Raw genomic sequence first — 25,611 nt, 5'->3', positions numbered from 1 at the left:
AGTTGATCTGGAAATGGAGTCGAAGCTGCGCTCGGAGGTGGCATCCTCCTGGATGCGCTGCCAGGCCGCCGGTTTGGACCCCCAGGTTCTGGAGGATCCCCTCGACCTTTCGGATGCCGAGGTCCTGGATCTGATCGGGAAGAAGGGGGAACTGATACGCCACGCCCGCCCTTTCATGGTTCAGCTGCACAAGTTCCTGTCCGGCAGCGGCTTCGTGCTGCTGCTCTTCGATGAGACGGGACACCTGCTGGAGACCGTGGGCGATGCCAAGATGCTGCGAGGCACCCGCCACTTCGCCCGGGGCGCCTCCTGGGCCGAGCCCAGGCTCGGCAGCAACGCCGTCGGGATGGTCCTGAGCAGCGGCCACCCCTTCCAGATCTCGGGATCAGAGCACTACCATCGCCTCCTCCAAAGCTGGACGAGTGCCGCGGCCCCCATCTTCAGCGAGGGGGGGAAGCTGGTGGGAATCCTGGGCCTCGCCGGACCGGCCTCTGGTGCCCATGCCCACACCCTGGGCATGGTCCTGGCCTCGACCAAGGCCGTCGAACGGGAGCTCAAGGTCCGCCTCAAGCACAATGAGATGGTCCTTCTAGACAACCACTTCTCCAGCATCCTCCTGACGGTTTCCGATGCGGTCATCGTCCTGGATGTGGAGGGCGTCGTCATCCAGATCAACCCCGTTGCGGAACGGCTCCTGGGCGCCTCCCATCGCAACGTCGTGGGGACCAGGATGGATGACCTGACCCGGGACAGTCTCCCCATCCACGGCCTCCTGGGGCGAGGCGTGGAATTCAACGACCGTGAGATGGAGATCCACTGGGGACGGGGCCGCTACAACTGTCTGGCCAGCGGGCGCCCCATCCGGGACGAATCCGCCACCGTCATCGGGGGCGTGTTCTTCTTCAACCCCATCCACAAGATCAAGCAGCTCGTGAACCGCTTCAGCGGTGCCGAGGCCACCTTCCGTTTCGAGGACATCCTGGGTGAGGCCAAGGTCCTGAAGAAGGCCATCCATCTCGGGCATCTGGCCTCCCAGAACAACAGTAATGTCCTGCTCACCGGCGACAGCGGAACCGGCAAGGAGATGTTCGCCCAGGCCATCCACAACCGCTCCCGGCGGGCCGAGGGCCCCTTCATCGCCGTGAATTGCGGCGCCATCCCCCGGGAGCTCATCGCCAGTGAGCTCTTCGGCTACCAGGAAGGCTCCTTCACGGGGGCCAACAAGGGAGGACGCCCAGGAAAGTTCGAGCTCGCCAGCGGCGGCACCCTCTTTCTGGACGAGATCGGAGACATGCCCATCGAGCAGCAGGTGGCCCTGCTGCGGGTACTTCAGGATCACACCATCACCCGCATCGGCGGGGAAGGGCCCTTGGCCGTGGACGTCCGCATCATCTGTGCCACGAACAAGGATCTCCCGGGGGCCATCCAGAAGGGCACCCTGCGGGAGGACCTCTACTACCGCCTGAATGTCTCCCCCATCCGCCTGCCATCTCTGAGGGAGCACCTGGAGGACATCCCCCTTCTGGTGGCGGCCTTCCTGCGGAAACTGGCCCCCCAGCCCAACGGACTCTCCCACGTGGTGGACCAGACTGTCGTCGAGACCCTCCAGGCCTATTCCTGGCCAGGCAATGTCCGGGAACTCCAGAACGCCGTGGAGCGCATCGCCCACGCCGCCAACGGAAGCCAGATCACTCTGGAGCACCTGCCCGAGGAATTCCTGTCCCGCCTCCACGCCACCCCCGAGCACCCGGCATCAGGCTCCCATTCCCTGGGACCGGGGACCTTGCGTCAACAGCTGGACCAGCAGGAGAAGAACGAGTTGATGGCAGCCCTCCTGCAACATAAGGGATGCCTCACCAAGTCTGCCAACGCACTGGGGATGAGCCGGAACACCCTCTACCGGAGACTGAAATACCACGGCATCGAAACCAGAAAACAGTAGCGGGTCCTGGCACGGCCCTCGCTCCTGACAAGGCATCTGTCGGGAGAATGTCGTGGTTCGCCGTGCCTTGATCTGTTTCGGAATGCTGGTGGGAATGGGACTTTGGGCCGAGACGCCTACCCCTCCTCCCTCCCCGGCGCAGCAGGAACTTCAGCAGAAGTTCACCCTGGATGACGGGAAACCGACGCAGGGTCAGAGCGCTGCCCCTTCCCAACCCTCTGGATGGCGAGCCATCGGCTCCACCATCTTTGTGCTTGCCCTGGCGGGTGGCGGGCTCTGGGCCTTCCGCAAGTGGGGCGCCCGCCATATCCCCGGCACCGGGGGCAGCCGCCTCAAGCTGGAGGAGACGCTGGCCCTGGGCGAGCGCCGCCACGTCTCCATCCTGCGGGCTGACGACGAGCACTTCCTTATCGCCATGACTCCCCAGGGGGTGACTTTCCTGGCCCGCCTGGATGGCGTATCCGGGACCGGCACCTTCGATCAGGCCATGAACCGGGACATGGCCATGGACGCCCCCGTACCCATCCGGGAAATGGAGGCGCGACTGAAGGGGGGATCAAGATGAAACGCCTCCTCCGATTCCTGCCCATGATCCTGATGCTCCTCATGGCCGGGGTCTCGCTCCATGCCCAGCAGGCCGCCCTGCCCTCCGTGACCGTCGATTTCGGCAAGACCCCCCAGGGCCCTGCCCTCAGTTCCACCCTCCAGGTCGTGCTGGTGCTCACGGTCCTGACCTTGGCCCCCACCATCCTCATGACCACCACCTGCTTCACCAGGATGCTGGTGGTGCTGCATTTCCTCCGTCAGGGCCTGGGGACCCAGACAGCTCCCTCCAACCAGGTGCTCTTGAGCCTGACCCTGGTGATGACCTTCTTCGTCATGGCCCCGGTGGGCAGGGAGATCAACCAGACGGTCCTCCAGCCCCTGAACCGCAACGAACTGACCGTGGATCAGGCCATGGAGCGGACAGCAGCGCCCCTCAAGGTCTTCATGCTCAGGCACACCAGGAAGAAGGACATCTCCCTCTTCCTGAAGATCGCCAAGGCTCCGGCTCCCCAGACCAAGGCGGATGTGCCCATGGAAGTCCTCGTCCCTGCCTTCCTCATCAGCGAACTCAAGACCGCCTTCGAGATCGGCTTCATGGTCTTCCTGCCCTTCCTCATCGTGGACATGGTCGTGGCCTCGATTCTTCTCAGCATGGGCATGATGATGCTGCCCCCGGTGGTGATCTCCCTGCCCTTCAAGGTCCTGCTCTTCGTTCTGGTGGATGGCTGGTACCTGATCGTCGGCTCCTTGGTACGGGGGTACACCGGATGAACGAACTCATCATTGTCCAGATCGCCCGGGAGGCCGTGCAGACCGCCATCTACGTCGCCGGTCCGGCCCTCATCGTCTCCATGGCCGTGGGCCTCGTCATCTCCATCTTCCAGGTGGTCACCAGCCTCCAGGACGCCACCGTGGCCTTCGTGCCCAAGGTGGTGGCGGTCATGCTGGTGGTCGTCATCAGCTTTCCCTGGATGATGCGGGTGATGGTCCAGTTCACCACCAAGATGTTCACGGACTTCAACTTCGTCGTGCAGAACATCCCATGAAAATATCAAATTCCACCACCAGGGCACCAAGGCGGGAAGAAAAGCCCAAGAAATGCCACTTCAGCATTTCTTGCCTTTCTCTCCCTTGGTGCCTTAGGGGCTTGGTGGTGGAATTTTATTTATGAATAATATTCTCTTAAATCCGGCCACCTGGGTCCTCACGCAGGGCCGGGTCCTGGTGTGGGTTCTGGTCCTGATGCGCATGACGGGACTCATGGCCTCCATGCCGGGCCTGGGTCAGGAACGGGTGCCGGTGGTGATGCGGGCCGCCCTGGCCATCCTCATGAGCATGATCATCGCACCGGTGGTACCCCTTCCGAAGGCCCTCCCCGTGGGGATATGGGACTCGGTGGGCTTCATGGCCGCGGAACTGGCGGCGGGAGTCATGATGGGGCTCATGGTGTCGTGGATCATGGAAGCCGTGGCCTTCGGAGGGCAGCTCATGGACACCCAGATGGGCTTCTCCTTCGTTCAGATCGTGGACCCGGGCACTTCCCAGTCCGTATCCGTCTCCAGCACCATTCTGATGCAGCTCACCATGCTCTTCATCTTCACCTCGGGCCTGCACCACAACATGATCCTTGCCCTGGTGGAGAGCTACCGGGTCCTTCCCATGGGCCAGGGCATGCCCAGCAAGGCCCCGGAGATCGTGGCGGTCACAGGCATGATCCTGGCCAAGGGGGTACAGCTCGCTGCTCCGGTTCTTCTCACCCTATTCCTGGTGGACGTGCTCCAGGGCATTTCAGCCAAGTTCATGCCCCAGCTTCAGCTCATCCAGCTCACCTTCCCCCTCAAGATCGCCCTCGGTCTGGTGGTGGTGGGCTACATCATGAGGGAGCTCGGGCCCTGGCTCAGGCCCCTGCTGGAAGCCGCTCCCGTTGAGGCCCTGCGCCTCATCCATCCATGAAGGATCCGGGCCGCACCGAGAAAGCGACTCCCAAGCGCCGGAAAAAGGCCAGGGAAGACGGGATGATCCTGCGGGTGCCTGACCTGGATGCCACCCTTCTCCTCTGGGCCAACTTCTTTCTCTTCCTGGGGCTCTGGGGCAGCACCTTCACCCTGCTTGCCAACCAGACCGCCTATTTTCTCCGTAAGGCCTCGGATCCCAGCTATCTGACGGACGGCAATCTCGGTCACCTGGGGACGGATCTCCTCAGTATCGTCCTCCGTGTGCTTCTGCCCTTCCTGGGCTTGAACTGGCTCATCGCCCTGGGCATCCAGGCCGCACAGCATGGTTTTCAGCCCACCTTCGAGATGCTCAAGCTCAAGTTTGATCGGCTCAACCCCTTCTCGGGAATGAAACGTCTGCTTTCCTTCCGCTCCCTCATGGAAACAGCCAAGAGTCTCGCCAAGTTCGCGATCCTGGCCTGGGCGGCCTATGGCGTCCTGGGCCCCCGCATGGGGCAGATCCTGGCCACCCTCCAGCTCCCTCTCGGCCAGACCCTGGCCTTCATGCAGGACACCCTCTTCGCCCTCTACCGCAACGTCATGCTGGCCATGCTGACCATTGCTGCGGTGGATTTCGCCTACCAGCGCCACGTGTTTGAAGACAACCTGAAGATGACCAAGCAGGAGATCAGGGACGAAGCCAAGGATTCTGATGGCAATCCGGAGATCAAGGGACGACAGAAGTCCATGATGGTGGCGGCTCTCATGCGCCGCATCCGGACGGCTGTCCCCAAGGCCAGCGTGGTCATCACCAACCCCACCCACTTCGCGGTGGCCCTGAAGTACGAGCCGGGCTCGCCAGCCCCCATATGCGTGGCCAAGGGCGTGGACCACCTGGCATTCCAGATCCGCCAGATCGCCAAAGACCACGACATCACCATCGTGGAGAACGTTCCCCTGGCGAGGGCGCTCTACCGCAGTGTCGAAGTGGACAAGGCCATCCCCCCGGACCTCTACCAGGCCGTCGCCCAGGTGCTGGCCTACGTGTACAAGCTGAAAGGGAGCCTGGGGCAGAGCGTGAGGATGCGATAGCTCCCATTAACAGGCCCGGCCAAGGCCGGGCCTGTTATCAAGCACGCTCAGGAGTGCTTCGCTTCTCGGTAGACCTCGGCCCCGGTGGCCTCGAACTCCTGAGCCTTTTCCTGGAGACCAGCCTTCAGGGCCTCCTCCTCGCTCATGCCGTGGCTCTTGGCGTACTCGCGTACATCCTGGCTGATCTTCATCGAGCAGAAGTGGGGGCCGCACATGGAGCAGAAGTGGGCCTGTTTGGCGCCTTCCTGGGGGAGCGTCGCGTCGTGGAAGGCGATGGCGGTCTCGGGGTCCATGGCCAGGTGGAACTGATCCTCCCAGCGGAACTCGAAGCGGGCCTTGCTCATGGCGTTGTCCCAGGCCATGGCACCGGGGTGCCCCTTTGCCAGATCGGCGGCGTGGGCGGCGATCTTGTAAGCAATAACGCCGTCCTTCACGTCCTTCTTGTTGGGCAGGCCCAGGTGCTCCTTGGGTGTGACGTAGCAGAGCATGGCGGTACCCATGGAGCCGATCATGGCGGCACCGATGGCGGAGGTGATGTGGTCATAGCCGGGGGCCACATCGGTGGTCAGGGGGCCGAGCGTGTAGAAGGGCGCCTCGTGGCAGACCTTGAGCTGGCGGTCCATGTTCTCCTGGATCAGGTGCATGGGCACGTGGCCGGGGCCCTCGATCATCACCTGGACATCGTGCTTCCAGGCCACCTGGGTCAGCTCGCCCAGGGTGTCCAGCTCGGCGAACTGGGCCTCGTCATTGGCATCGTAGAGCGAACCGGGCCGCAGGCCGTCCCCCAGGGAGAAGGCCACGTCGTAGGCCTTGAGAATCTCGCAGATGTCCTCGAAGTGCGTGTAGAGGAAGTTCTCCGTGTGGTGGGCCAGGCACCACTTGGCCAGGATCGACCCGCCCCGGCTCACAATGCCCGTCATGCGCTTCGCCGTCAGGGGCACATAGCGCAGGAGCACCCCGGCATGGATGGTGAAGTAGTCCACGCCCTGCTCGCACTGCTCGATGAGGGTGTCCCGGAAGATCTCCCAGTTGAGGTCCTCGGCCTTGCCGTTGACCTTCTCCAGGGCCTGGTAGATGGGCACGGTGCCAATGGGCACGGGGCTGTTTCGCAGGATCCACTCCCGGGTCTCGTGGATGTTGGCCCCGGTGCTGAGGTCCATGACCGTATCCGAACCCCAGCGGATGGACCAAGCCATCTTCTCCACCTCCTCCTCAATGGAGGAGGCCACGGCGGAGTTGCCGATGTTGGCATTGATCTTCACCATGAAGTTGCGCCCGATGATCATGGGCTCCACCTCGGGGTGGTTGATGTTGGCGGGAATCACCGCCCGGCCCCTGGCCACCTCATCCCGCACGAACTCGGGGGTGATGCGGCTCTTGATGCTGGCGGCCTCGCGCCCCAGGTTTTCCCGGATGGCGATGTATTCCATCTCCGGCGTGACGATGCCCTGCTTGGCGTAGTGCATCTGGGTGATGCACTTCCCGGCCTTGGCCCGCAGGGGGCGGCGCATGGAGGGGAAGCGGATGGCGTCCAGGGAGGCATCCCCCTCCCGCTGGAGGCGGTAGTGGCTCGTGGCCCCGGGCAGTTCTTCCACATCCCCCCGCTCCAGGATCCAGGGCTGGCGGATGGCGGGCATCCCCATGGCCAGATCGATCTGGACGGAGGGGTCGGTGTAGGGGCCCGACGGGTCGTAGAGCCTCACGGGCTCATTGGCCGTGAGTTCGCCGTTGAAGTCCCGGGTGGGGCTCAGCTTCACCTGGCGCATGGGCACCCGCAGATCAGGGCGGGAGCCGGGAATATAGATCTTCTCGGAAGCGGGGAAGGGTTTCTGGCAGGTCTCAAGGAGGGATTCCCGGACCGGGACCGAGGGGTGGGACATGTCTACTCCGAAGGGCCTGATGGCTCAAGGCGACCAGGGACTGGCTGGCCCTCTAGGTTATCGCGGGGCACTCGACATTTCCCCGGCATAATCAGTGCGACAAGGCACAGTTTGGGAAACAACTGAAGTAGTATCGATTTTCAAGGCTAAGCTTCACGCGCACGATTAGTGTTATGCAAAGGAATAGGACTCCCGGAGGCCCCGTGTCTGAACCCAACAGCAAAAGAGAAGAAAAGGGCATTCCAGACCAGCTGATCCAGATCGCACACGAGCAGGAGGGTGGGGCTGAGCGGGTTCTGGGGCAAATCGAGGTCGTCCAGAACAGCTTCGAGGAGATCCAGGCCATCACCCGGGACTGCCAGGAGATCCTCTCGACCCTGCTCCCCCCTTCCGAGGACCGGGACAGACTCGTCAGCCGGATGGAGGAGATCGCCATCCACGCGGACAACGGCCTGTACAACGTCCAGGGGGTCTATGACCTCTTCCAGTACCAGGACATCGTCCGCCAGAAGCTGGAGAAGGTGGGTCACCGCCTCATCGATGTCTCCGAATACATCCTGACCAACCTGCTCCCCGCCGAAGAGAACACCAAGCGCTCAGCCTCCGCCGGTCGGGACATCCTCCAGCGCAAGGCCCAGGAGGCAGACCAGGTGAAGGATGAGGCCGACGCGGTCATCGCGGAGTTCTTCGCCAAGCTGAGGGCCCAGAAGCCGCCCCAGCCCTGACAGATTCGCCGCAGACGGCTCCTCCCGATGCGGGTATCTTGGATCCCGGGGTACCTCCCGGGAGTGTGCGGATGACCTTCTTCAAAACGCTTGGACTGGTGGCCCTGGCCTGCGGCCTTCTGCAGGCGCAGTCCCCCGTCGAAGATCCCGTCATGAAGGCCCGCACCCAGCGGGCCCAAGCCCAGGGCGTGAGTGAGGGTGACCTTCCTCCGGTCCCCAAGGGGATCATCGAACCGCCCCCACTCCCTCCCCCGGAACTCCACGTCCGGGACATGGTCCGCAGTTCCCGGGCCACCACCCGGGCTTCAAGGGTGGCCAGACGGAAGGCTGGGCGTCGCGTCAAGGTGGCTCGGGGCAAGGCTGGCCGGGAAAAGGTCGTCCAAGCCAAGGGCAGGGCTCAGAAGACCAAGGCCACCCCGAAGGCCGTCAAGACCGCCAAAAAGAGAGGGAAGCGCCGATGAGTTCCGATCGTCCCATGATCGCCGTAGTGATGGCTGGCGGGCGCGGAACGCGTTTCTGGCCGCGTTCCAGGACCAGGAGACCCAAGCAGTTCCTGGCCATGACGGGAGCGGAGACCATGCTGGAACAGACGGTGAGCCGCCTGATTCCCGACTTCGATCCGGCCAATATCTACGTCGTGACCACCGAGGACCTGGCCGCGGACTGCCGGACCATGCTCCCCCAGTTGCCCGCGGACAACATCATCCTTGAGCCGGAGGGGCGCAATACGGCCCCCTGTCTGGCCCTGGCCCTGGCCACCATCGAACGGAAGACCCCGGACGGCGTGATGGTCGTATTGAGCGCGGACCATTGGATCGGAGACCGGGAGCTCTTCCTCGGGGACATCCGGACCGCCGTGGACCACGCAGCCAGGAACCACGACCTGGTGACCTTCGGCATCCGCCCCACCTATCCGGAGACCGGATACGGCTACATCGAGACCGAAGGCACTGGCGAGGTCCTCTCCGTGAAGGCCTTCCGCGAGAAGCCTCCGATCGAGACCGCCATCGAGTATCTGGAGTCTGGCCGCCACTACTGGAATGCCGGGATGTTCGTCTGGACGCTCCAGGATCTGCGGAGCGAGCTTAGGACCCACTGCCCGGAAACCTTGGCCCCCCTGGACGAGTGGGTAGCCGCAGGCGCGTCTCCCGCAGCCCTCTCGGCAGCCTACGCCCGCCTGCCCAAGCTATCCATCGACTATGCCCTCATGGAGAAATCCCGCCGAGTGGCCGTGGTCCCCACCCGATTCCGCTGGTCCGACGTGGGATCCTGGCCCGCCGCCACGGAGTTCCACCAGCCGGATGCCGAGGGCAATGTGGTCCAGGGGGACGCCCTGCTGCTGGATTCCGCCAACTGCGCCATTTTCGGAAGCAAGCGACTGATCGCGGGGGTCGGCCTCCAGGACCTCATCATCGTGGATGAGGCCGACGCCCTGCTGATCTGCCAGAAAGACCGGGCCCAGGAGGTCAAGACCATCGTGGACCGCCTCCAGGCCATGGGCAGGACTGATCTGCTTTGAAGGAATGAGCATGCTGCGACCCGCCACTTCCCACACCGACAAGCCCTGGGGGGGATTCTCCCAGTACGTGCTGAACACCCCCTGCACCGTGAAGATCCTGTTATGCAACCCCGGCCAGCAGCTCAGCCTCCAGAAGCATGCCCAGCGAGGTGAACTGTGGGTGGCCCTGGATGACGGAGCGGTCGTGGAGCTCGATGGCCAAGTGATCACCCCGGATCGCGGCGCGGAGATCTGGATCCCCACCGGTGCCACCCACCGATTGAGCTGCCCCTCCAGTCACCCACGCCCCGTGCGGATCATGGAGATAAGCCTCGGCCACTTCGACGAAAACGATATCGAACGATTGGAAGACGTTTACGGGAGAAGGTGACCGCCCGCCGACAGATCCGACAAAACGCCGGGCAGCAATCTCCGAAAGGGAAACGTACAAGGTGGCGTGAGCCCTAACAGGCGTATAGACTGGTAAGTGAGGTGCCCTTCGGGGCTTCCCGCCACCATTTTTTCCCTCCACTTTTCCAGTCCTGACTACGGGACTCCCGCTCCATTCCCCACCAAAGCATTCCCACCAAAACATCCCACACGAACCGCCCCTGCCTCGGGGCGTTTCACTGTACCCAGACCTATGTCCATGGCGAATTGTAATGGGCGCATTGGGAGGGCCGGTGGCCAGGACAAAGATCGATACCCAACTCCACTGAAGGAGCTCGAGGGCCAAACCTCGCGTCGGGTCCCCGGACAGGGTGTAATCCGGGTCATGGATCGCCTCCCGGTGGCTATGCGACCTTGCTCCGCAGGCGTTCTGTGCGGTCCTTCACCACCGTTACCAGATTATCCAGCTCGCCCTCCTGGAGGCCCTGGTTGCGCAGGTTCTCCCGCGCCGGGGCCAGGACCTTGAGGAGGCTGTCCGCCTGGTTCAGGATGCGGCGCTTCACGAGGGGGTAGCCCAGGCCAGCCTGGTCGGCGAACTCGGCCCAGGTCCGGGCATCAAGGGCCTCCAGGGTGGCCGCCTGGCCGATCTTCATGGCGAACCTCGAACTCAGCTCGGGGTAGCACACCGTGGAGAGCAGGTCGTACAGAGGCGCAAGAATGGGGCCGTGCGCGCCATAGAGGAGGGAGAAGTTCTTGGCGTGGGCATCCGCGTTGCCGATGGCCGCGTTGAAGATCACCGCATCCAAGAGCCTGATCACATCGACGGCCGGACGGATGGACACCTCCCGCAACAGGTTGAAACAGTCCTTCAGGCCCGGCCCCCCCTCGGATTGGTATTTCCGCTCGGGCGGAACCCCCAGGGCCTGGCAGAAGTCTTCCTGGTGCAGTCGCCGTGTCAGTCCATGTTCATCCACGACACGGTCGTAGCGCTGGACCAGGAGAAAGGTCCGGGGGGTGCCATCCGTCGATTGGAGGCATCGCGGCTCGACGGGAGCCACCTCCAGCCCTACGGCCGCCGCCAGCTTCATGGCCAGCGCCTCGTTCTCCGTCGTGCCACTGAACCGGGCGATGGGGGGCTTGAGGATGTGGGTCGTGGGCTGACCGGGGGCGGACAGCAGGATCCGTCCGGCCGAGACGACCACTGGGAGCTTGCCCTGGGCTCCCGCCAGGGACAGGCGCAGGCCATCCTCTCCCGCCAGCATGGGGCGCTTGGGCAACAGGTCCATGATGCGCAGAATGTCGCCATCCGCGAGGGGGCGGGGCTCAAAGGGCCCTGCCTCGGCGCGGGGCTGTGATCCCTGCGGCAGGAGTTGGAGCGCCCCCGCCACTTCGCCCCCCAGGTGGTCCAGGAGGGCGAAGTCATTGGCCTCGGAGACCCCCAGGGCCTGGGCCACGGCTGTCCGCTGTCCCTCTTCGGGCAGCAACCCCCCGAAGAAGGGGCGGCAGGCGCGCCGGGAAAAGGCTTCGCTCCGCAGGGGAAGGGAGGCGGACAGCGGACGGGCCTCAGCGGTTTGCAACCACTCCGGCGCATAGCGGAAGCCCAGCTCCCCATGCGGGTTCTGGGTCAACTGGCCCACCACCCTGCCATCCCACCAGACCACCAGCCTCTTCACGACTCATCTCCAAGTTCCAGCCCGGGCGGCGGGACCACCTTCAGGGAGCAGCCCAGGGCATCCAGGACAACGAGGGCCTTGCCGATCTGAGCGGTCGGCTTGCCGGCCTCCAGATCCACGATGAAGCGTACGCCCACCCTGGCCGCACCGGCCAGCTCGTCCTGGCGCAGGCCCTGTGCCTTGCGGATCCGGCGGACCAGGGCACCAAGTTCGGATGGGGTCAGCTTAGGCATGTTGTTTTCCCGATCGGTAAAGCATAGATTCCAGACGGGTAGGATTCCAATGAAATTTCCCGGTCGGTAAATTATGATCCAGAAACGTTTCTGCGAAGCGATAGTTTTCCCGATCGGTATTTTTCACATAGAGGGGTGATTTGCCGACACATTTGCCGCACATGCGGCAAATGTGTCAAATTAATATACTTACGACCTATCCATCCCCCGTTTCAGGGTCGCAATGATGTCGTCCAGGTTGCCCGGCAGGTGCCGCTCAAGCGGCACCCGGTAGGCTTCAAGGAGGCCACTTCGCATGGCCTGAAGCAACTCGTCCAGAAACCAGGCCAAAAAGTCTGTGATGTCGAGACCACCGTGCTGGGCGCCCTCCAGGGCGTCATAGTAGGTCTCTTTGTTACGCATGATCTGACCTGAAACGCTGTAGAAGCGCAGATGGCTGCGATCTGCTTGGGCCAGGGCAAGATCACCGATCGTGCGCGCCAGCCGACCATTGCCATCCTCGAAGGGATGGATCGTAACGAACCAGAAGTGGGCAATACCCGATCGAATCAGCTCGTCCATCCCCTCCGGTGGATGGTTGAACCAGGTCAGGAAGTCGTGAATCTCTTGTCCGAGCCGAACACGGGGAGGGGCTTCAAAGTGAATCTTCTGCGGCGAACCCGGGCGCTTTGAGGAGGAGACACCCCCTGTGAAGCCATGTGATCCCTTCCAGAACCCGGGGATCCGCTAGAGAATCCCGGGCAGGGAGGGCCTGGTGACCAGAAGGGGCGAACGGGACCCCCCCTCCCCCAGGAGCGCGAGAGCGGCGGACAGGACATCCCCGGGCAACAGGCCGAGCATGCAGCGGTGGTCCGTGGGGCACTGCCGCTTGTGGCAGGGCGCACATGCCACGCGGTTCCAGAGGGCATGGGCCCTGACCCCCAGGGGATGGGAAGTCGCTGGGTCCGTGGGGCCATAGAGGGCCAGGACCGGAGCCCCCAGGGCACCTGCCAGATGCACCAGACCGCTGTCGTTGGCAAGGACCAGGGATGCCCGGGCCGCCAGTCCCCCAAGGGCCCGCAGGTCCGTCCGGCCCACCAGATCGAGCACCCCCGGATTGCCACCCGCCAGGAAGGCCCCCAGCTCGGCCTCCCGGGTCGTGCCCACGACCACAGAACGCAGCCCATGGGCAGTGAAGCATTCCAGGAGGGCCTTCCACTGGGCCGGGGGCCACTGCTTGGCGGTGCCGCCGGAGGCCCCCGGAGCGATCAACAGGAAGGGTCCGAAGTTGCCGGGAAGCGCATCCTCCGCCGCCTCGGCCCAGGCCACCGGGAGTTCCAGTTCCGCACCGGTGGCGGGAAGCTCACCTGACAGTTCAAGGGCGTCGATCATGAGTTTGCGGATGCGCAGGGCATAGTGGTCCTGGTCGCTCCAGCGGGGCAGAACCCGCGTAAGGAGCAGGTTCCGCCCCTGCTCTCCCCAACCCAGACGCTCCGGCACCCTCCCCAGGAAGGCCTCCACCCCGGTCCCCAGGCTCTTGGGGAGCAGGATAGCCTGATCGGCCTTGATTTCCCGGATCTGGCGGGCCCTCGCCAGGATGCCATCGGCCCAGGGCAACACCTCACCAATGCCGTAGGCCCGCACCACATCAGCCACACTGGGCCTGGCCTGGATGAAGATCTCCGCATCGGGATGGCGCAATCTGAGCAGTCGCAGGGCTGGAGCCTGGAAGACAGTGTCCCCCAGCCAGTTCAGGGATCGGATGAAGATGCGCAAGGCCATGGAGGCAGTCTACCCTCTCCTCATGCGCATCGCCTTCATCACCCCCCCGATCATCAAGCCTTCGGAGCCTGGGCTCTCCGCCGCTGCGGCCGCCCAGTGGTTCCGCTCCCGGGGGGTGGATGCCTTTGCCGTGGACGCCAGCATCGCCTGGTACGGCCACACCCTATCGGTCAGCAACCTGGAAGCAATCCTCGCTGCTGGCGAGGCGACCCAGGCCCAGCGCCAGGCCGCCCGGCACGTCCAGGAGGGAGCCCTGCGAAAGTCCGGGACCTATGCTGACCGCCGTGTCTACTCCTCCGCCTGCAATCACTTGGTCAACGCCCTCAAGCTGGCCTCCCTTCCCAAGCCGGATTTCCTCCTGCGCGTGGCGGATGTCGAGTGGAAGGGGCGTCGCCCCCAGCGCTCCGAGGACCTGGAGGCGGCGGCCACCACTCCAGGCCCCTACGACGCGTACTTCACCGAAGAGCTCATCCCCGAATTGCTGGAGAAGGGCGTCACCCACGCCGCCCTTTCGCTGACCTTCCTCCACCAGACCTACGCGGCCTTCCGCCTGGCGGAACTCCTGCGGATGCATGCCCCGGGCATCCGGCGCTGGATGGGTGGCCCACTGGTGGCCTGCTGGAAGGCGGTGGGTGTGCCCCTGGACGCGCCCCTCTTCGAGCGCTTCCACAAGGTCTGCTCCACCTCCAGCGAAGTCGAGATGGAGGAGTTGGCCCTGGAACTGGGAGGGCACCCCGGTGTGGAACCGGCCCTCCTGGCCCCGGATCTGGACAGCACGCCCTGGGCGCAGTATCTGGTGCCCCAACCCACGATCCCCGTGGCCCTGGGCCGAGGCTGCTACTGGCGGCGCTGCACCTTCTGTCCCGACTACCTCCACCCCAAGTATCACCCCTGCGGCACCGACGCACTGGAGATCTGGCTCCGGTCAGTGGCCCAACGCTTCCCGGGCGGTGCCATGCTCCACCTCACGGACTCGGCCCTCTCCCCAGCCCTCCTGGATCGGGTGGCCAGCACCGTGATCCGCCACAAGCTACCCTTGCGCTGGCATGGCTTCGTGCGCCTGGAGGCGGGTTTCGCCCGGCCGGGCTTCGCCCAACACTTGGCGGAGGGGGGCTGCACCCTCCTGCAGTGGGGTCTGGAGACGGCCTCGGCCCGACTCCTGCATCTGATGGACAAGGGCGTGGGCCCGGAACAGGCCCGGGCGGTCCTGCGGGCCAGCGCCGCCGCAGGGATCAAGAACCACGCCTACCTGCTCTTCGGCCTCCCCACGGAGACCGAAGCGGATCGGGAAGAGACCCTGGCCTTCGTCCAGGCGGAGGCGGACTCCCTCCACGACCTCAACGCCTCCATCCTCAACCTGCCCCGGCGCAGCCCCATGCACGAGCACCCGGAGCGTTTCGGCATCACGGAGCTGCGCCCCTTCGGGGCGGAGGCGGACCTCTCCCTCTACCTGGACTTCCGCTGCGGCGAATCCCACCCGAGGCTGGAGGCCCGGCGCTGGATCGGGGGCCGCTTCGGCCGGGACCCCATCGTCAAGCGCATCCTGGGGGAGCTCAACAACCCTTTCAAGGCCAACCACGCCTGTTTCCTTCCTTCGGGCCAGGAGCGGTAGGATGCCCCTGACCAAGCTATCCTGGAAGCTGGAGTCATCATGGCGAAGAAGAAGCTCGAACCCACCCTCAAGACCCTCCCCAAGCGGGCCGTCACGGCCCCCTCGAAGCAGCTGGAGACCTTTGCCAGCCCCCGTCCCGGGCGTCCCTTCGAGATCGTCTTCGAGACGGAGGAGTTCACCTGCCTCTGCCCCATGACGGGGCAGCCGGACTTCGCCAGGCTCAAGATCACCTACATGCCGGACCAGCTCTGCGTGGAGAGCAAGAGCCTCAAGCTCTACCTCTGGAGCTACCGCAACGAGGGCGCCTTCCACGAGGCCGTGACCAACCAGATCGCCGACGACCTCGTGGCCGCCCTCAAGCCCACCTGGCTCCGGGTGGACGGCGACTTCCTCATCCGGGGCGGCATCCGCACCCTGGTGGCCGTGGAGCACGGCAAGCGGCCAGCCTGATGAGGGTCATCGTCGCCCTGGGCTCCAATCTGGGGGACCGCCAGGCCAACCTGGAGGCGGGCCTGGCGGCTCTCCTGGAACTGGGAAAGGCCACCCCTTCGCCCATGCTTATGGAGACACCGGACGAATCCGGCACGGGTCCCGCCTACATGAACACCGTGGCCCTCCTGGAGACCAGCCTGGAGCTGCCCCGCCTCCTGGAGGAACTGCTGCGCCGGGAGATCCGCCTGGGAAGGCGCCGGGATGGCGTGCGCAATGCCCCCCGTCCTCTCGACCTGGATCTCATCGCCGCGGAAGGTCAGCAGGGCAGCTGGCGCTGGCCCAGCCCCCCGGACCTGGCATGCCTCGGCGCCGAACTCACCCTGGAACTGCCCCACCCGAGGGCCCGGGGACGGGCCTTCGTCATGGAGCCCTGGATAGCCATGGGGCAGGATCTGCCGGAAAGCCTCCTACCCTAGGCTCTCGTCCAGGCGTCGGCTGCCCTCCTCCCGGGCCCCTTCCAGACGTTCCCGGGCCAGCTCCAGAAGGGTGCGGCATCGAAGGGTCATCTCGCTGCGGTAGACTCCCTCCTCCACTTCCCTGAGGTTGGTGAGAGCGTTCCAGAGGCCACCCCGCAGGCCACTGTAGGCCAACTGCAGTCCCACCAGGCCATCGGTGATGGCAGCAGGGTGGGCGAGGTGGATGGCCACCGCGGCGGCCTCCATGGCCTCGAAACAGGCCTCGGCGGTTCGGAAGGGAACGTCGATAACGTTGCGGAGGCACTTCTCCACGGCCAGCTCCCGTTGCTGCCGATCGGCCCCAGTACCCACAGGCACCCGTCGGGCCTTCAGGTAGGCCCCGTAGGCTTCGGTATCCTCGTCCACGGCATGCAGAAGGGTGTCCATCGCCCGATGAGCCTGCTCGGCGGCTTTCAACAGGGCATCTGAGCATTCCGGAGGATGGGGCTTGGACTGGGTGAGATTGGCCACCATGGCGGCCAGGGCCGCCCCCTGGGCCCCGGCAAGGGCAGCCGCCGCCCCGCCCCCGGGCGTGGGGTTGTGGCGGCTCAGTTCCGTCACGAAGTCCGCCACCCTCATGGCGGTGGGCCCCTCCTCGAAGACCCGGGGCAGCCCCAGGACCTTCTTCTCCACATCGAAGGGGCTGACATCCCGGAGTCCCATGGCCTTCACGGCGTATTCCAGGACGTCCCTCACGGGAATGTGAGGGGAGCGCCCGTCCCGGGAGAGGTAGAACTGACCCGCCTCGAAAAGCGCGTGGAAGGGCATGAGCCCCACAATCTCGGAGCCCGTCACCCTGAGCCCCCGCTGCGCGGCCAGTGCCCTGGCCGCTTCCAGGACGCGGTGGGGAGGCGTCACCAGGGGACGGGTGAGGTTGATGGAGATCTGGGCGCGCCCATAGGCCTCCACATACCACCCGATGGCCCGGCATTCCGGAAAAAGCCCCGCCCGATAGACTTTGTGTCCCGCCAGACCCGAGGTCAAATCGATGTCGTTGAGCAGCAGGAGCTCCCGCAGCTCGTAGCCGTGGACCTCCCGGCAATGGGCCTCCAGGGCCTCCAGGCTGGGCGCGTCGAAGTCGCAGTTCCCGCAGGGCAGGAAGCCGGGGGAATAGACCAGCTCCTGGCCGCTGAGGTAGAAGGCGTCCCTCTGCCCACGGCGGGCCACCCGCCCCCTTTCCCGCAGCTCAAAGGCGATGTCAGCGGCCTGGGTCTTGTCCCGACTGTCGAGGTTGATGTTGTAGGCGATGAGGAATTCCCGGGCTCCGGTGCTGAGGGCCCCGAAGGAGGGCACGAAGCAGGCCGGTCCGAAGTCCGGTGCCCATTCCGGCTGCTGGAGCTTGGCCGCCAACCCTTCGTACTCGCCCCGACGGATGGAGGCGACATTCCGTCGTTCGGGGCGGCTTGCCGCCTGCTCGTAGAGGTAGACCGGAATGCCCAGATCCTCCCCCACCCGTTGGCCCAAACGCCTCGCCAGCTCGGCGCAATCCTCCAGGGTCACGCCTTCGATGGGCACGAAGGGGCACACATCGCAGGCCCCGAGCCGGGGGTGGCTGCCGATCTGGTCCCGCATGTCGATGATCTCGGCAGCCCGCATGACACTTCGGAAGGCGGCCTCCAGCACCTGCTCCGGCTCGCCCAGGAAGGTCACCACCGTGCGGTTGGCGTCCGCTCCAGAATCCACCCCCAGGAGCTGGATGCCCTCCACGGACTCGATGGCCTCCGTGATCAGCCGGATCTTGGCCGTATCCCGGCCCTCGGAGAAGTTGGGGACGCATTCCACAAGTCGCTGTACACCCTGCACCTTCATGGCGGCCTCCCAAGGTCTGACGCCCTCAGAGTGGGGCCTGTGACACGCCCCGGCCAGTCAAGAAGCGCCCGTCCCACATTTTTGTGCCCCGGACGGGAAATCCTACATATTTGGAGACATGGGTTCGGCCACAAAGCCAGGAAAGCAAGCAGGGTCCGCATTCCACCGCAGTGGACCGGATCTTGCCAAGCCCACCCCCATGGACACCCACGCACTGATCGATCACCTCGGAAACCTCCTGGAACAGAACGACCGGATCGACCCCGAACTCTATTCCAAGTACCGGGTCATGCGAGGCCTGCGGGACGAAGCCGGCACCGGCGTCCTGGTGGGCCTCACCGAGATCGGAGACGTCCGGGCCTACATCTTCGACGAGGAGGAGAAGGTGCCGGTGGAGGGCAAGCTCTTCTACCGGGGCATTGAGATCAACGATCTGGTCAACGGCTTCCAGGGCGAGGGGCGCCTGGGCTTCGAGGAGTGCTGCTACCTCCTCCTGGTCGGCGAACTCCCGGACCAGGAGCAGCTGGCCGCGTTCCAGGATCTGCTCGGCCAGCTGCGCCCCCTGCCCAAGGGCTTCACCGAGGACATGATCCTCAAGGCCCCCAGCACGGACATCATGAACAAGCTGGCCCGCAGCGTCCTGGTCTCCTATTCCTACGACCCCAACCCCGATGACCTCAGCCCGCGCAACGTCCTGCGCCAGTGCATCGAGCTCATCGCCCGCCTCCCCACCATGGCCGCCTACGGCTACCAGGCCAAGAACCACTACCACGCCAAGCGCAGCCTCTTCCTGCACCCGCCGGTGAAGGAGCTGGGCATCGCCGAGAACATCCTCCACATGACCCGGCCCGACAGCCGCTACACCCGCCTGGAGGCGGAGACGCTGGACCTCGCCCTGGTGCTCCACGCCGAGCATGGCGGAGGCAACAACTCCACCTTCGTGGCCCACGTGGTGACGTCCACGGGCACCGACACCTATTCCGCCATCGCCGCGGCCATCGGCTCCCTGAAGGGACCCCAGCACGGCGGCGCCGCCCACAAGGTCATGGACATGATGGACGACATCCGGCGCGGCGTGACTGACTGGACGGACGAGGATGAGATCTCCGCCTACCTGGGGAAGATCCTGCGCCGCGAGGCCTACGACGGCACGGGACTCATCTACGGCATCGGCCACGCCGTCTATACCCTGTCGGACCCCAGAACCATCCTCCTCAAACGGAAGGCGGAATTGTTGGCCACCGAAAAGGGGCTCGAGAAGGAACTGGGGCTCTACAAGGCCATCGAGCGGCTGACCCCGGACGTCTTCGCCAAGGTCAAGGGCAGCGACAAGATCATGTGCGCCAACGTGGACTTCTACTCCGGCTTCGTCTACCGAATGCTTGGCATCCCCCGGGAACTCTACACCCCCATCTTCGCCGTGGGCCGCATGGCTGGCTGGTGCGCCCACCGCATGGAGGAACTGGTGAATGGCGGCAAGATCATCCGCCCCGCCTACAAGAGCGTCATTCCGAAGCGAGGCTATACCCCCATGGAGCAAAGGAGCCCAAACCGCTAATCACATCACCAAGGCGTCTTGTCCAGAAACACAGTTTCTCGCATATTGAAATATTTAATTTATCACAAAGAAAGGAAAGCAATCTCTTCGTTTGATAGACTGGTGGATGTCTGACTTATTGGAGTGCTCCATGAGCCTTCTTGATTCCACCTTCTCCAGCCTCTCCTCCCGTCTGCCGCAGTTGCCAGGCAGTATTGCGGACCTTCTCAACGCCTTCATCGACCAGGCCACCCGCCTCATCGAGATCCACTTCGCCGAGGGCAGCGGCATCCCCCCGGGCATGTTCCTGGTGCTCCGCATCAAGGGAAGAGAAGCGATTAATGTCGGGCTGCGTTACGAAGTCTGGGTTTTCTCCCAGGATGCCCATGTCGCCCTCAAGACCCTCGAAGGCGTGCCCGTCCAGATCAGCCTCCTCACGGATTCCGGCGGTAAGCGCCTCATCTGCGGCGTCATCACCGAGGTCCACAGCGAAGGCAGCGATGGCGGACTGTCCAACTACCGTCTAGTGGTGGAGCCCGTCACCGCCGCCCTGCGCCTGGGCCGCAGTTCCCGCATCTTCCTCCAGAAGACCGATCTGGAGATCGTGACGCTCCTGATCAACGAGGAACTCAACAACAATAGCGTTTTTGCCTCGACCCTCCACCTCGACGACCGTTGCCTCAAGAAGCAGAGCTACCCCGTCCGGGACTTCGCCTTCCTCTGCGCCGAGAACAAGTGGGACTTCATCCGCCGCCGCCTCGCCAAGATCGGCGTCTCCTTCGTCATCCTGCCCCACCCCGATAGCACCCCGGAGCACCCCCAGCACACCCTCGTCCTCTTCGACGACCCCCGGGATCTGGACGAGAACGAGGCCGGGGAGGTGCGCTTCCACCGGGCCGATGGCACCGAGGCCTCCGACACCATCACCAGCTGGCAGGCCCAGCGGGTGCTCCAGGTGGGCAAGGTCACCCGCCGCGCCTGGGATCACAGCAATAGCTCGCTGAGCACCACCAGCGAGGAGCTCCTTTCGGACCAGGGGAGCTTCGGCAACGCCCTGGCTTCGACCCTGGAGGACTACCGCCACGAGGCCCCCCTGGAGCACGACGTGCTGGAGGGCCACGAGAAGGCCACCACCAGCCGGGCCCAGGTCTGGGAGCAGCGCACCAAGGGCTTTTCAGGAGGAGGGACGGTACGGGATTTCTGCGTGGGCACCAGCTTCGTCCTGGAGGATCACCCCGTCCACGACCGGGACCCCCAGGCCCAGCGCACCTTCGTGCTGACGGCCCTGGAGCTGGAAGCCGAGAACAACTTCGGGGGATTGAAGACCGACCATCAGGCTTCCCAGGTCTACACCAACCGCTTCGAATGCCTGCGCCAGAGCATCCCCATCCTGCCCGAGGAGATCGAGGCCCCGATCCCCGGCCCCATCACCGCCACGGTGGTGGGCCCCGAAGGCGAGGAGGTCCACACCGACGAGGTGGGCCGCATCAAGGTCGAACTCCACTGCACCCGCAAGGAGGATCACCCCGAGGCCGGAGCCACTGGCACGGACCGCGACTGCACCTGGGTGCGCCTGCTCCAGCCCTGGTCCAGCCAGGGCATGGGCGGAGGTTTCCTCCCCCGGGCCGGGGACGAGGTGCTGATCCAGTTCATGAACAACGACCCCGACAAGCCCGTGGTCCTGGGGGTGCTGCCCGGCGGCCGCCGCAAGCCCGCCATGTTCAGCCTGGCCTCCAGCCTCCCAGGCGACAAGGCCATCTCCGGCATGCGCTCCAAGATGCACAAGGGCACGGGTGGCAACGAACTCCTCTTCGATGACAGCACCAACGAGCTGCGGGCCCGACTCGCCTCCGATCACGCCAAGACCGAACTGAACCTCGGCCACATCGTGCACCCCCGAGCCCTGGGCCTGGCGGAGCCCAAGGGCACGGGTTTCGAGCTGCGGAGCGAAGCCTACGGCGCCCTGCGCGGCGAAAAGGGCCTGCTGATCAGCACCGAAGGCGGCAGCGCCGCCCTGGAATCCGCAGGGCTGCACAGCCAGCTCGAAGGGGGCCAGGAACTCTCCAAGGCCCTGAGCGAGGTGTCCGAGAAACACCAGCTCGAAGCCCTGGGCACCCTGGAAAGCGCCAAGAAGCTCCAGGAGACCCTGAAGAAGACCCAGACCACCAAGGGCACCGAAATCCCCGCCTTCGGCGAGCCCGTGCTCGCCATGAGCAGCCCCGCAGGCATCGTCCAGAGCACCCCCGCCAGCCATGTCACCACCGCAGGCGAGCACATCCACCTCGATAGCGGCCAGGACACCGTGATCGCCGCAGGCAAGCGCATCATGATGGCCGCCCAGGAGGCCTGGAGCGTATTCGCCGCCAAATCCGGCATCAAGGCCATCGCAGGCAAAGGCAATGTGGATATCCAGGCCCACGAAGGGAAGATCGGCGTGGTGGCCGACCAGGATGTCCAGATCGTCAGCGCCAACAACAGCGTCGAAGTCCTCGCCAAGACCTCCATCCGCCTCGCCGCGGGGGGCTGCGAACTCCTCCTCAAGGACGGGAAGCTGACCCTCAAGATGCCCGGCAACCTGGAGATCCATGCGGCGGGGATGAAGTTGATGGGGCCGGACACGCCTAGCACGCCCTTGCCACAGTTGCCCAAGGATGAACTGTCATCCCTGCCAGACGAATTGAAGCGGAACCTTTCCGCATGAGGTTCCCAATGCGTTTACTCAAATCAGCCTTTTTATGCCTCGCCGCCCTGGTTCCGGCCATGGCCGAGCTGTCCCCTCCCGTTGAGGTCACCATCTGCGGAGTGCCCGCTACGGTGCAGTTCGACAGTGAATCCGCGCGTTACGACACCTATCTGGTCAATGACAAGGATGAGTGGGTCTCGGACGGCCTTCAGTGGATACCGGGAAAGCCACCCTTCGGCTGGGAGCGGCGGCCCCGGGCACTGCGACCAGGCGAACATCTTCGGACCTTCAAGCCCGAGGATCTGAAGGCCCTCTTCGACGGTGACCCCAAGACTGCCTTCAGGTTTCCTACCAATTCCTCTCCGTGCAACATCCTCATCACCTTCAAAGAGCCTCAGCTTGTCGACGCCTGCATCATCCGTTCCGGTTGGCAGAAGGACCTCAAGACCTTCAATCACTTTGAGGTACCCACCTGGATAAGCGTCGATTTCGAGGGGGATGAACCCCGAAAATGTACACTTGCCGATGAAGAGAACTATCGCCGCGTCAATGGGTACATGCGCATGGATGGAAAGGTCATCCAGCCGCCCACTTGGTACCACGGATGGAAGGTCAAGGACTATCCCATCCTGCAACCCGCAGCCACTTCCAAGAACATGTCAGAGCGCCTCCTCATGTTCGACAAGCCCCGCAAGGCCATCAGACTGCGCATCGAATTCGGGGTGATGCCCGAAACGCCGCCCGTCCGCCGACACTTCGAATGCGAGGAAAGCTATGTGAAAAGCTGCATTTCGGAGCTGCTGCCTGTGCTGGTGGGGCACCCCACGGGGAACACGTTGCGAGATGGGCTGATCGAGGTGCTGAGGAAGGTGAGAGACAAGAAATGCCAGGAATTGACCATCCTCAAGCCCCTGCCGGATATCACCAAGGGGGTCGGAGAGAGATGGATGCGGAGGGCGATTGGCGAACCCATTTACGACTCCTTTTTTAGACTCTTTTTTGAAGGATATATTCCGTATTACGACGGCTATCCCACCATACGGCTGGCCTATCGTGGATCCCGAATATGGGCATACGGAGACAAGCACTACCTTGACAAAATCGGCGAGGCCTGGGAATACCCTGTGCTGATCGTGGACGGCACGGGTGCCATCGTGGACGCCTGGGAGCGTAGCGATTATGACGGCAACGAACTTCCCTGATTCGAGAGGCAGACATGATCATCTTTGTTGATCCCAGTGGGGAACGCTTCACTCAGGCAGAACTCTATGCATTCTTTGCCCGCGTTTGGACTCAGGCCCAGGTGGTCTTTGGGTTCCAGGGAGACTCGAGCTACAACTTCCAGGCCGCCGACATGCGCGTGAACGTCATGGGCATCCGAGGGCTGTTCTACGCATTCAAGGACAACAAGACGACTTATCAGAACAGCAGCGTCGCCGTGAACAAAAGCGGGGTCTTTGATGACTGCATCCTGGTAATGCAGAACAAAGGCTCCAACGCCAAGCTTCATGCCTTCAGCGCCTCTTTGGAATACGGGAAGCCTTCCAAGGGGGAGGAAAGGCCGGACAAGCTCCGAGACCTGCGCCTGGGCATGCACCGGTACAAAATCGACGTTCATCCCCATGGCAGGCCAAGAGTGGATCTCGGCAAAACCTCTTTTTACCCAAACGGGAAAAGCTATCGGGCCCTGCGGCCCTTCAAGGCCGGAGCCTATCACGACGGCAACCAGGACCGTACTCAGAACCCGAAAGAGGGGCTTCATTGCAATGATTACCGTTATGTTTTCGATAAGGCTTCCAATGCGTGTACTTAAATTTACATTGCTCTGCTTTACTATACTGATTCCGGCCATGGCACAAATCTGCCCATCAGCGGTGGATGTCAGTGTTTGCGGCGCTCCTGCAAAAGTGTCTTTCGAGGGGGACTATTGGTTTGACCAAAACATAGTGATTAATGACAAAGGTGAGAGGATTTCGGACAAGTTTAAGTGGGTCCAGGGGGAGGACCACGGCTGGAAACCAGAACCGCGTAGGCGCCTGGCTCCGGATGGGCACACACCCGTCTTTGACCCTAAACCGCTATTTGACGATGATCCGGAAACTGTATTTAGCTTCCCATTACAGAACGACTATTACGATCACTGCATGGACGAATTCCTTGTTGTAAAGTTTGAGGAACAACAAACCATGGACGGAATTATAATCCGGCCTGGATGGCAGAAGGATATTGAGACTTTTAACCGTTTTGAATTACCGACCGTGATATCGATCGAATTACGAGGAGATGAGTCTACTCAAGATGTTTTTGTGACACTACCAATGGATGGGAAGGTCACTCACTCACCCATGAGGTATCGGGGACGAAAAATTCGGGATTTTCCCATCCTGCGGCCTGCGGCAACATCTAAAAACATGTCAGAGCGCCTCATTATGTTTGATAGACCCCGCAATGTAAAAACACTTCTCCTCTGTTTTGGAACATTACAGGACCCCGCGCACGTCATGCGACGCTTTGGCCATGAGGGAAAGCCGCACATCAGAGCCTATATTTCAGACTTACTGCCCGTATTGGTTGGGCATTCCACAGGAAACAAGCTGAGAGATGGTCTAATCGATGCGTTAAGAAAGATACGGGATAGGAGATATTATGACTTGAAAATTCATCAAACCTTGCCTGATATCACAACAACTGCCAGCCAAAACAGGCTGTCAGGAAATACAGGAGATCCAGTACATGAATCGTTCTTTGGACCATTTCGGAGTGGGTTCTTCTCTAATAGTGAAAACCCTTGTAGTATTCGATTAAAAAAAGAGAATAGCCTTCTATGGGCCTATGGTGGTCGATGTGGTAATTCTAACAATGTACAATTCCCGGTAGTCATAACAAATGAATCAGGAGAAATTATTAGCGCATGGTGGCGTGATTGTTTCGACGGGAACAACCTTCCTTAATTGCGAGGTATAGCATGATCGTCTTTGTTGACTCTAATGGAGTACACTTCACAGAATTAGAAATTTTGTAGCCGTTCAGCCCCCTCCGCATGGAGGGGGTTTCTGATTCCACGGGGACCGCATCAGGCTGTGAAATCCGGTGCGGCGATTCCGACGAGGCTGGCCTTCATGGCCTGAGTCAGCCACTCCAGCAGGTCCACGCCGCGCTTCCGGGCCGTGCCTGCCAGGGTCAGCATGCGCTCCACAAAGCGGGCGCCATGCTCGCTCTCCACCCCCAGGCTCACCTTCCGCCACAGCACCGCCTTGCGGATCGCCCTCTCGGCTTCATTGTTGGTCGGCACCACCCCTTCATGGGTCAGGTAGGTCCAGAGTCGATCCCATTGCCGGAGCAGATCGTT

The 25,611-nt window shown here is 63.2% G+C and carries 25 protein-coding genes; 18 read left to right on the top strand and 7 right to left on the bottom strand.

Annotated features, from left to right (window positions below; all coding sequences use genetic code 11):
* Nucleotides 1–13 precede the first annotated feature (13 nt).
* From HOLFODRAFT_RS0214355 to flhB, 6 genes are all read left to right on the top strand, one after another.
* Complete coding sequence (locus tag HOLFODRAFT_RS0214355) at nucleotides 14–1,942, top strand: sigma-54-dependent Fis family transcriptional regulator (protein ID WP_211237969.1); 1,929 nt, start codon at nucleotides 14–16, stop codon at nucleotides 1,940–1,942.
* Nucleotides 1,943–1,994: 52 nt separating this feature from the next.
* Nucleotides 1,995–2,507: a FliO/MopB family protein gene (locus HOLFODRAFT_RS0214350; RefSeq protein WP_005031950.1), complete on the top strand. Its 513-nt coding sequence runs from the start codon at nucleotides 1,995–1,997 to the stop codon at nucleotides 2,505–2,507.
* A complete protein-coding gene (gene fliP, locus HOLFODRAFT_RS0214345) occupies nucleotides 2,504–3,259 on the top strand; it encodes a flagellar type III secretion system pore protein FliP (RefSeq protein WP_005031952.1) in 756 nt (251 codons plus the stop codon). The genes HOLFODRAFT_RS0214350 and fliP overlap by 4 nt, the downstream gene beginning before the upstream one ends.
* Entirely contained in the window at nucleotides 3,256–3,534 is a 279-nt protein-coding gene (locus HOLFODRAFT_RS0214340; RefSeq protein WP_005031953.1) for a flagellar biosynthetic protein FliQ, read from the top strand. The genes fliP and HOLFODRAFT_RS0214340 overlap by 4 nt, the downstream gene beginning before the upstream one ends.
* 121 nt (nucleotides 3,535–3,655) lie before the next feature.
* Nucleotides 3,656–4,441, top strand: a complete 786-nt coding sequence (locus tag HOLFODRAFT_RS0214335) for a flagellar biosynthetic protein FliR (RefSeq protein WP_005031956.1) — start codon at nucleotides 3,656–3,658, stop codon at nucleotides 4,439–4,441.
* On the top strand, nucleotides 4,438–5,514 hold the full coding sequence (gene flhB / locus HOLFODRAFT_RS21505; protein WP_005031958.1) for a flagellar biosynthesis protein FlhB: 1,077 nt from the start codon (nucleotides 4,438–4,440) through the stop codon (nucleotides 5,512–5,514). Before HOLFODRAFT_RS0214335 ends, flhB begins: the two co-directional genes overlap by 4 nt.
* A 47-nt stretch (nucleotides 5,515–5,561) precedes the next feature.
* On the opposite strand, the gene thiC is transcribed toward flhB, so the two are convergent.
* Nucleotides 5,562–7,394 (bottom strand): phosphomethylpyrimidine synthase ThiC, encoded by a 1,833-nt coding sequence (gene thiC / locus HOLFODRAFT_RS0214325; protein WP_005031960.1) that lies wholly within the window; start codon nucleotides 7,392–7,394, stop codon nucleotides 5,562–5,564.
* A gap of 203 nt (nucleotides 7,395–7,597) precedes the next feature.
* On the opposite strand from thiC, the gene HOLFODRAFT_RS0214320 reads away from it, so the two are divergent.
* The 4 genes from HOLFODRAFT_RS0214320 to HOLFODRAFT_RS25580 all read left to right on the top strand — a co-directional run bounded on the left by HOLFODRAFT_RS0214320 (nucleotide 7,598) and on the right by HOLFODRAFT_RS25580 (nucleotide 10,008).
* Entirely contained in the window at nucleotides 7,598–8,119 is a 522-nt protein-coding gene (locus HOLFODRAFT_RS0214320) for a hypothetical protein (RefSeq protein WP_005031962.1), read from the top strand.
* A gap of 71 nt (nucleotides 8,120–8,190) precedes the next feature.
* Entirely contained in the window at nucleotides 8,191–8,580 is a 390-nt protein-coding gene (locus tag HOLFODRAFT_RS0214315; protein ID WP_005031964.1) for a hypothetical protein, read from the top strand.
* Nucleotides 8,577–9,638, top strand: coding sequence for a mannose-1-phosphate guanylyltransferase (locus HOLFODRAFT_RS0214310; protein WP_005031965.1), 1,062 nt, complete (start codon nucleotides 8,577–8,579; stop codon nucleotides 9,636–9,638). Before HOLFODRAFT_RS0214315 ends, HOLFODRAFT_RS0214310 begins: the two co-directional genes overlap by 4 nt.
* 10 nt (nucleotides 9,639–9,648) lie before the next feature.
* Nucleotides 9,649–10,008 (top strand): phosphomannose isomerase type II C-terminal cupin domain, encoded by a 360-nt coding sequence (locus HOLFODRAFT_RS25580; RefSeq protein WP_005031967.1) that lies wholly within the window; start codon nucleotides 9,649–9,651, stop codon nucleotides 10,006–10,008.
* A gap of 403 nt (nucleotides 10,009–10,411) precedes the next feature.
* On the opposite strand, the gene HOLFODRAFT_RS0214300 is transcribed toward HOLFODRAFT_RS25580, so the two are convergent.
* The 4 genes from HOLFODRAFT_RS0214300 to waaF all read right to left on the bottom strand — a co-directional run bounded on the left by HOLFODRAFT_RS0214300 (nucleotide 10,412) and on the right by waaF (nucleotide 13,674).
* Nucleotides 10,412–11,680, bottom strand: a complete 1,269-nt coding sequence (locus HOLFODRAFT_RS0214300) for a type II toxin-antitoxin system HipA family toxin (protein WP_005031968.1) — start codon at nucleotides 11,678–11,680, stop codon at nucleotides 10,412–10,414.
* Nucleotides 11,677–11,913 (bottom strand): helix-turn-helix domain-containing protein, encoded by a 237-nt coding sequence (locus HOLFODRAFT_RS0214295; RefSeq protein ID WP_005031970.1) that lies wholly within the window; start codon nucleotides 11,911–11,913, stop codon nucleotides 11,677–11,679. Before HOLFODRAFT_RS0214295 ends, HOLFODRAFT_RS0214300 begins: the two co-directional genes overlap by 4 nt.
* Nucleotides 11,914–12,102: 189 nt before the next feature.
* On the bottom strand, nucleotides 12,103–12,558 hold the full coding sequence (locus tag HOLFODRAFT_RS21500) for a Fic family protein (protein WP_482793353.1): 456 nt from the start codon (nucleotides 12,556–12,558) through the stop codon (nucleotides 12,103–12,105).
* Between the two features lie 81 nt (nucleotides 12,559–12,639).
* On the bottom strand, nucleotides 12,640–13,674 hold the full coding sequence (gene waaF / locus HOLFODRAFT_RS0214285) for a lipopolysaccharide heptosyltransferase II (RefSeq protein ID WP_005031973.1): 1,035 nt from the start codon (nucleotides 13,672–13,674) through the stop codon (nucleotides 12,640–12,642).
* Between waaF and HOLFODRAFT_RS0214280 the strand changes: the two genes are divergently transcribed.
* From HOLFODRAFT_RS0214280 to folK, 3 genes are read left to right on the top strand one after another with little or no spacing between them, the layout of a single operon-like run.
* Nucleotides 13,655–15,286 carry a B12-binding domain-containing radical SAM protein gene (locus tag HOLFODRAFT_RS0214280; protein ID WP_158412964.1) on the top strand — a complete coding sequence of 544 codons (1,632 nt, stop codon included), beginning with the start codon at nucleotides 13,655–13,657 and terminating at the stop codon, nucleotides 15,284–15,286. The two genes, waaF and HOLFODRAFT_RS0214280, sit on opposite strands and share 20 nt — an antisense overlap.
* A 39-nt stretch (nucleotides 15,287–15,325) precedes the next feature.
* Entirely contained in the window at nucleotides 15,326–15,736 is a 411-nt protein-coding gene (queF, locus tag HOLFODRAFT_RS0214275; protein ID WP_005031977.1) for a preQ(1) synthase, read from the top strand.
* A complete protein-coding gene (folK, locus tag HOLFODRAFT_RS21495; RefSeq protein ID WP_005031979.1) occupies nucleotides 15,736–16,194 on the top strand; it encodes a 2-amino-4-hydroxy-6-hydroxymethyldihydropteridine diphosphokinase in 459 nt (152 codons plus the stop codon). The genes queF and folK overlap by 1 nt, the downstream gene beginning before the upstream one ends.
* On the opposite strand, the gene ftcD is transcribed toward folK, so the two are convergent.
* Nucleotides 16,186–18,042, bottom strand: a complete 1,857-nt coding sequence (gene ftcD, locus HOLFODRAFT_RS0214265; RefSeq protein WP_005031981.1) for a glutamate formimidoyltransferase — start codon at nucleotides 18,040–18,042, stop codon at nucleotides 16,186–16,188. The two genes, folK and ftcD, sit on opposite strands and share 9 nt — an antisense overlap.
* Nucleotides 18,043–18,241: 199 nt before the next feature.
* Between ftcD and HOLFODRAFT_RS0214260 the strand changes: the two genes are divergently transcribed.
* The 5 genes from HOLFODRAFT_RS0214260 to HOLFODRAFT_RS24605 all read left to right on the top strand — a co-directional run bounded on the left by HOLFODRAFT_RS0214260 (nucleotide 18,242) and on the right by HOLFODRAFT_RS24605 (nucleotide 25,213).
* Complete coding sequence (locus HOLFODRAFT_RS0214260) at nucleotides 18,242–19,600, top strand: citrate/2-methylcitrate synthase (RefSeq protein WP_005031984.1); 1,359 nt, start codon at nucleotides 18,242–18,244, stop codon at nucleotides 19,598–19,600.
* 130 nt (nucleotides 19,601–19,730) lie between these two features.
* Nucleotides 19,731–22,280, top strand: a complete 2,550-nt coding sequence (locus HOLFODRAFT_RS0214255) for a type VI secretion system Vgr family protein (RefSeq protein ID WP_005031986.1) — start codon at nucleotides 19,731–19,733, stop codon at nucleotides 22,278–22,280.
* 8 nt (nucleotides 22,281–22,288) lie between these two features.
* Nucleotides 22,289–23,464 (top strand): hypothetical protein, encoded by a 1,176-nt coding sequence (locus tag HOLFODRAFT_RS0214250; RefSeq protein WP_005031988.1) that lies wholly within the window; start codon nucleotides 22,289–22,291, stop codon nucleotides 23,462–23,464.
* A 14-nt stretch (nucleotides 23,465–23,478) separates the two neighbouring features.
* Nucleotides 23,479–24,075: a hypothetical protein gene (locus HOLFODRAFT_RS0214245; RefSeq protein WP_005031991.1), complete on the top strand. Its 597-nt coding sequence runs from the start codon at nucleotides 23,479–23,481 to the stop codon at nucleotides 24,073–24,075.
* Nucleotides 24,076–24,112: 37 nt separating this feature from the next.
* The gene (locus HOLFODRAFT_RS24605) at nucleotides 24,113–25,213 is read left to right on the top strand and encodes a hypothetical protein (protein WP_148300461.1); all 1,101 of its coding nucleotides are present in this window, start codon (nucleotides 24,113–24,115) and stop codon (nucleotides 25,211–25,213) included.
* A 122-nt stretch (nucleotides 25,214–25,335) separates the two neighbouring features.
* Here the strand turns inward: HOLFODRAFT_RS24605 and HOLFODRAFT_RS21490 are convergent.
* The coding region (locus tag HOLFODRAFT_RS21490; RefSeq protein ID WP_148300507.1) for an IS66 family transposase at nucleotides 25,336–25,611 on the bottom strand (276 nt) is incomplete at its 5' end.

Origin of the sequence: Holophaga foetida DSM 6591, from assembly GCF_000242615.2 — a bacterium.
In the GTDB taxonomy this organism is placed as follows: domain Bacteria; phylum Acidobacteriota; class Holophagae; order Holophagales; family Holophagaceae; genus Holophaga; species Holophaga foetida.
Note: the sequence above shows the minus strand (reverse complement) of the source record. Positions and strands in the feature narration are given on the sequence as shown.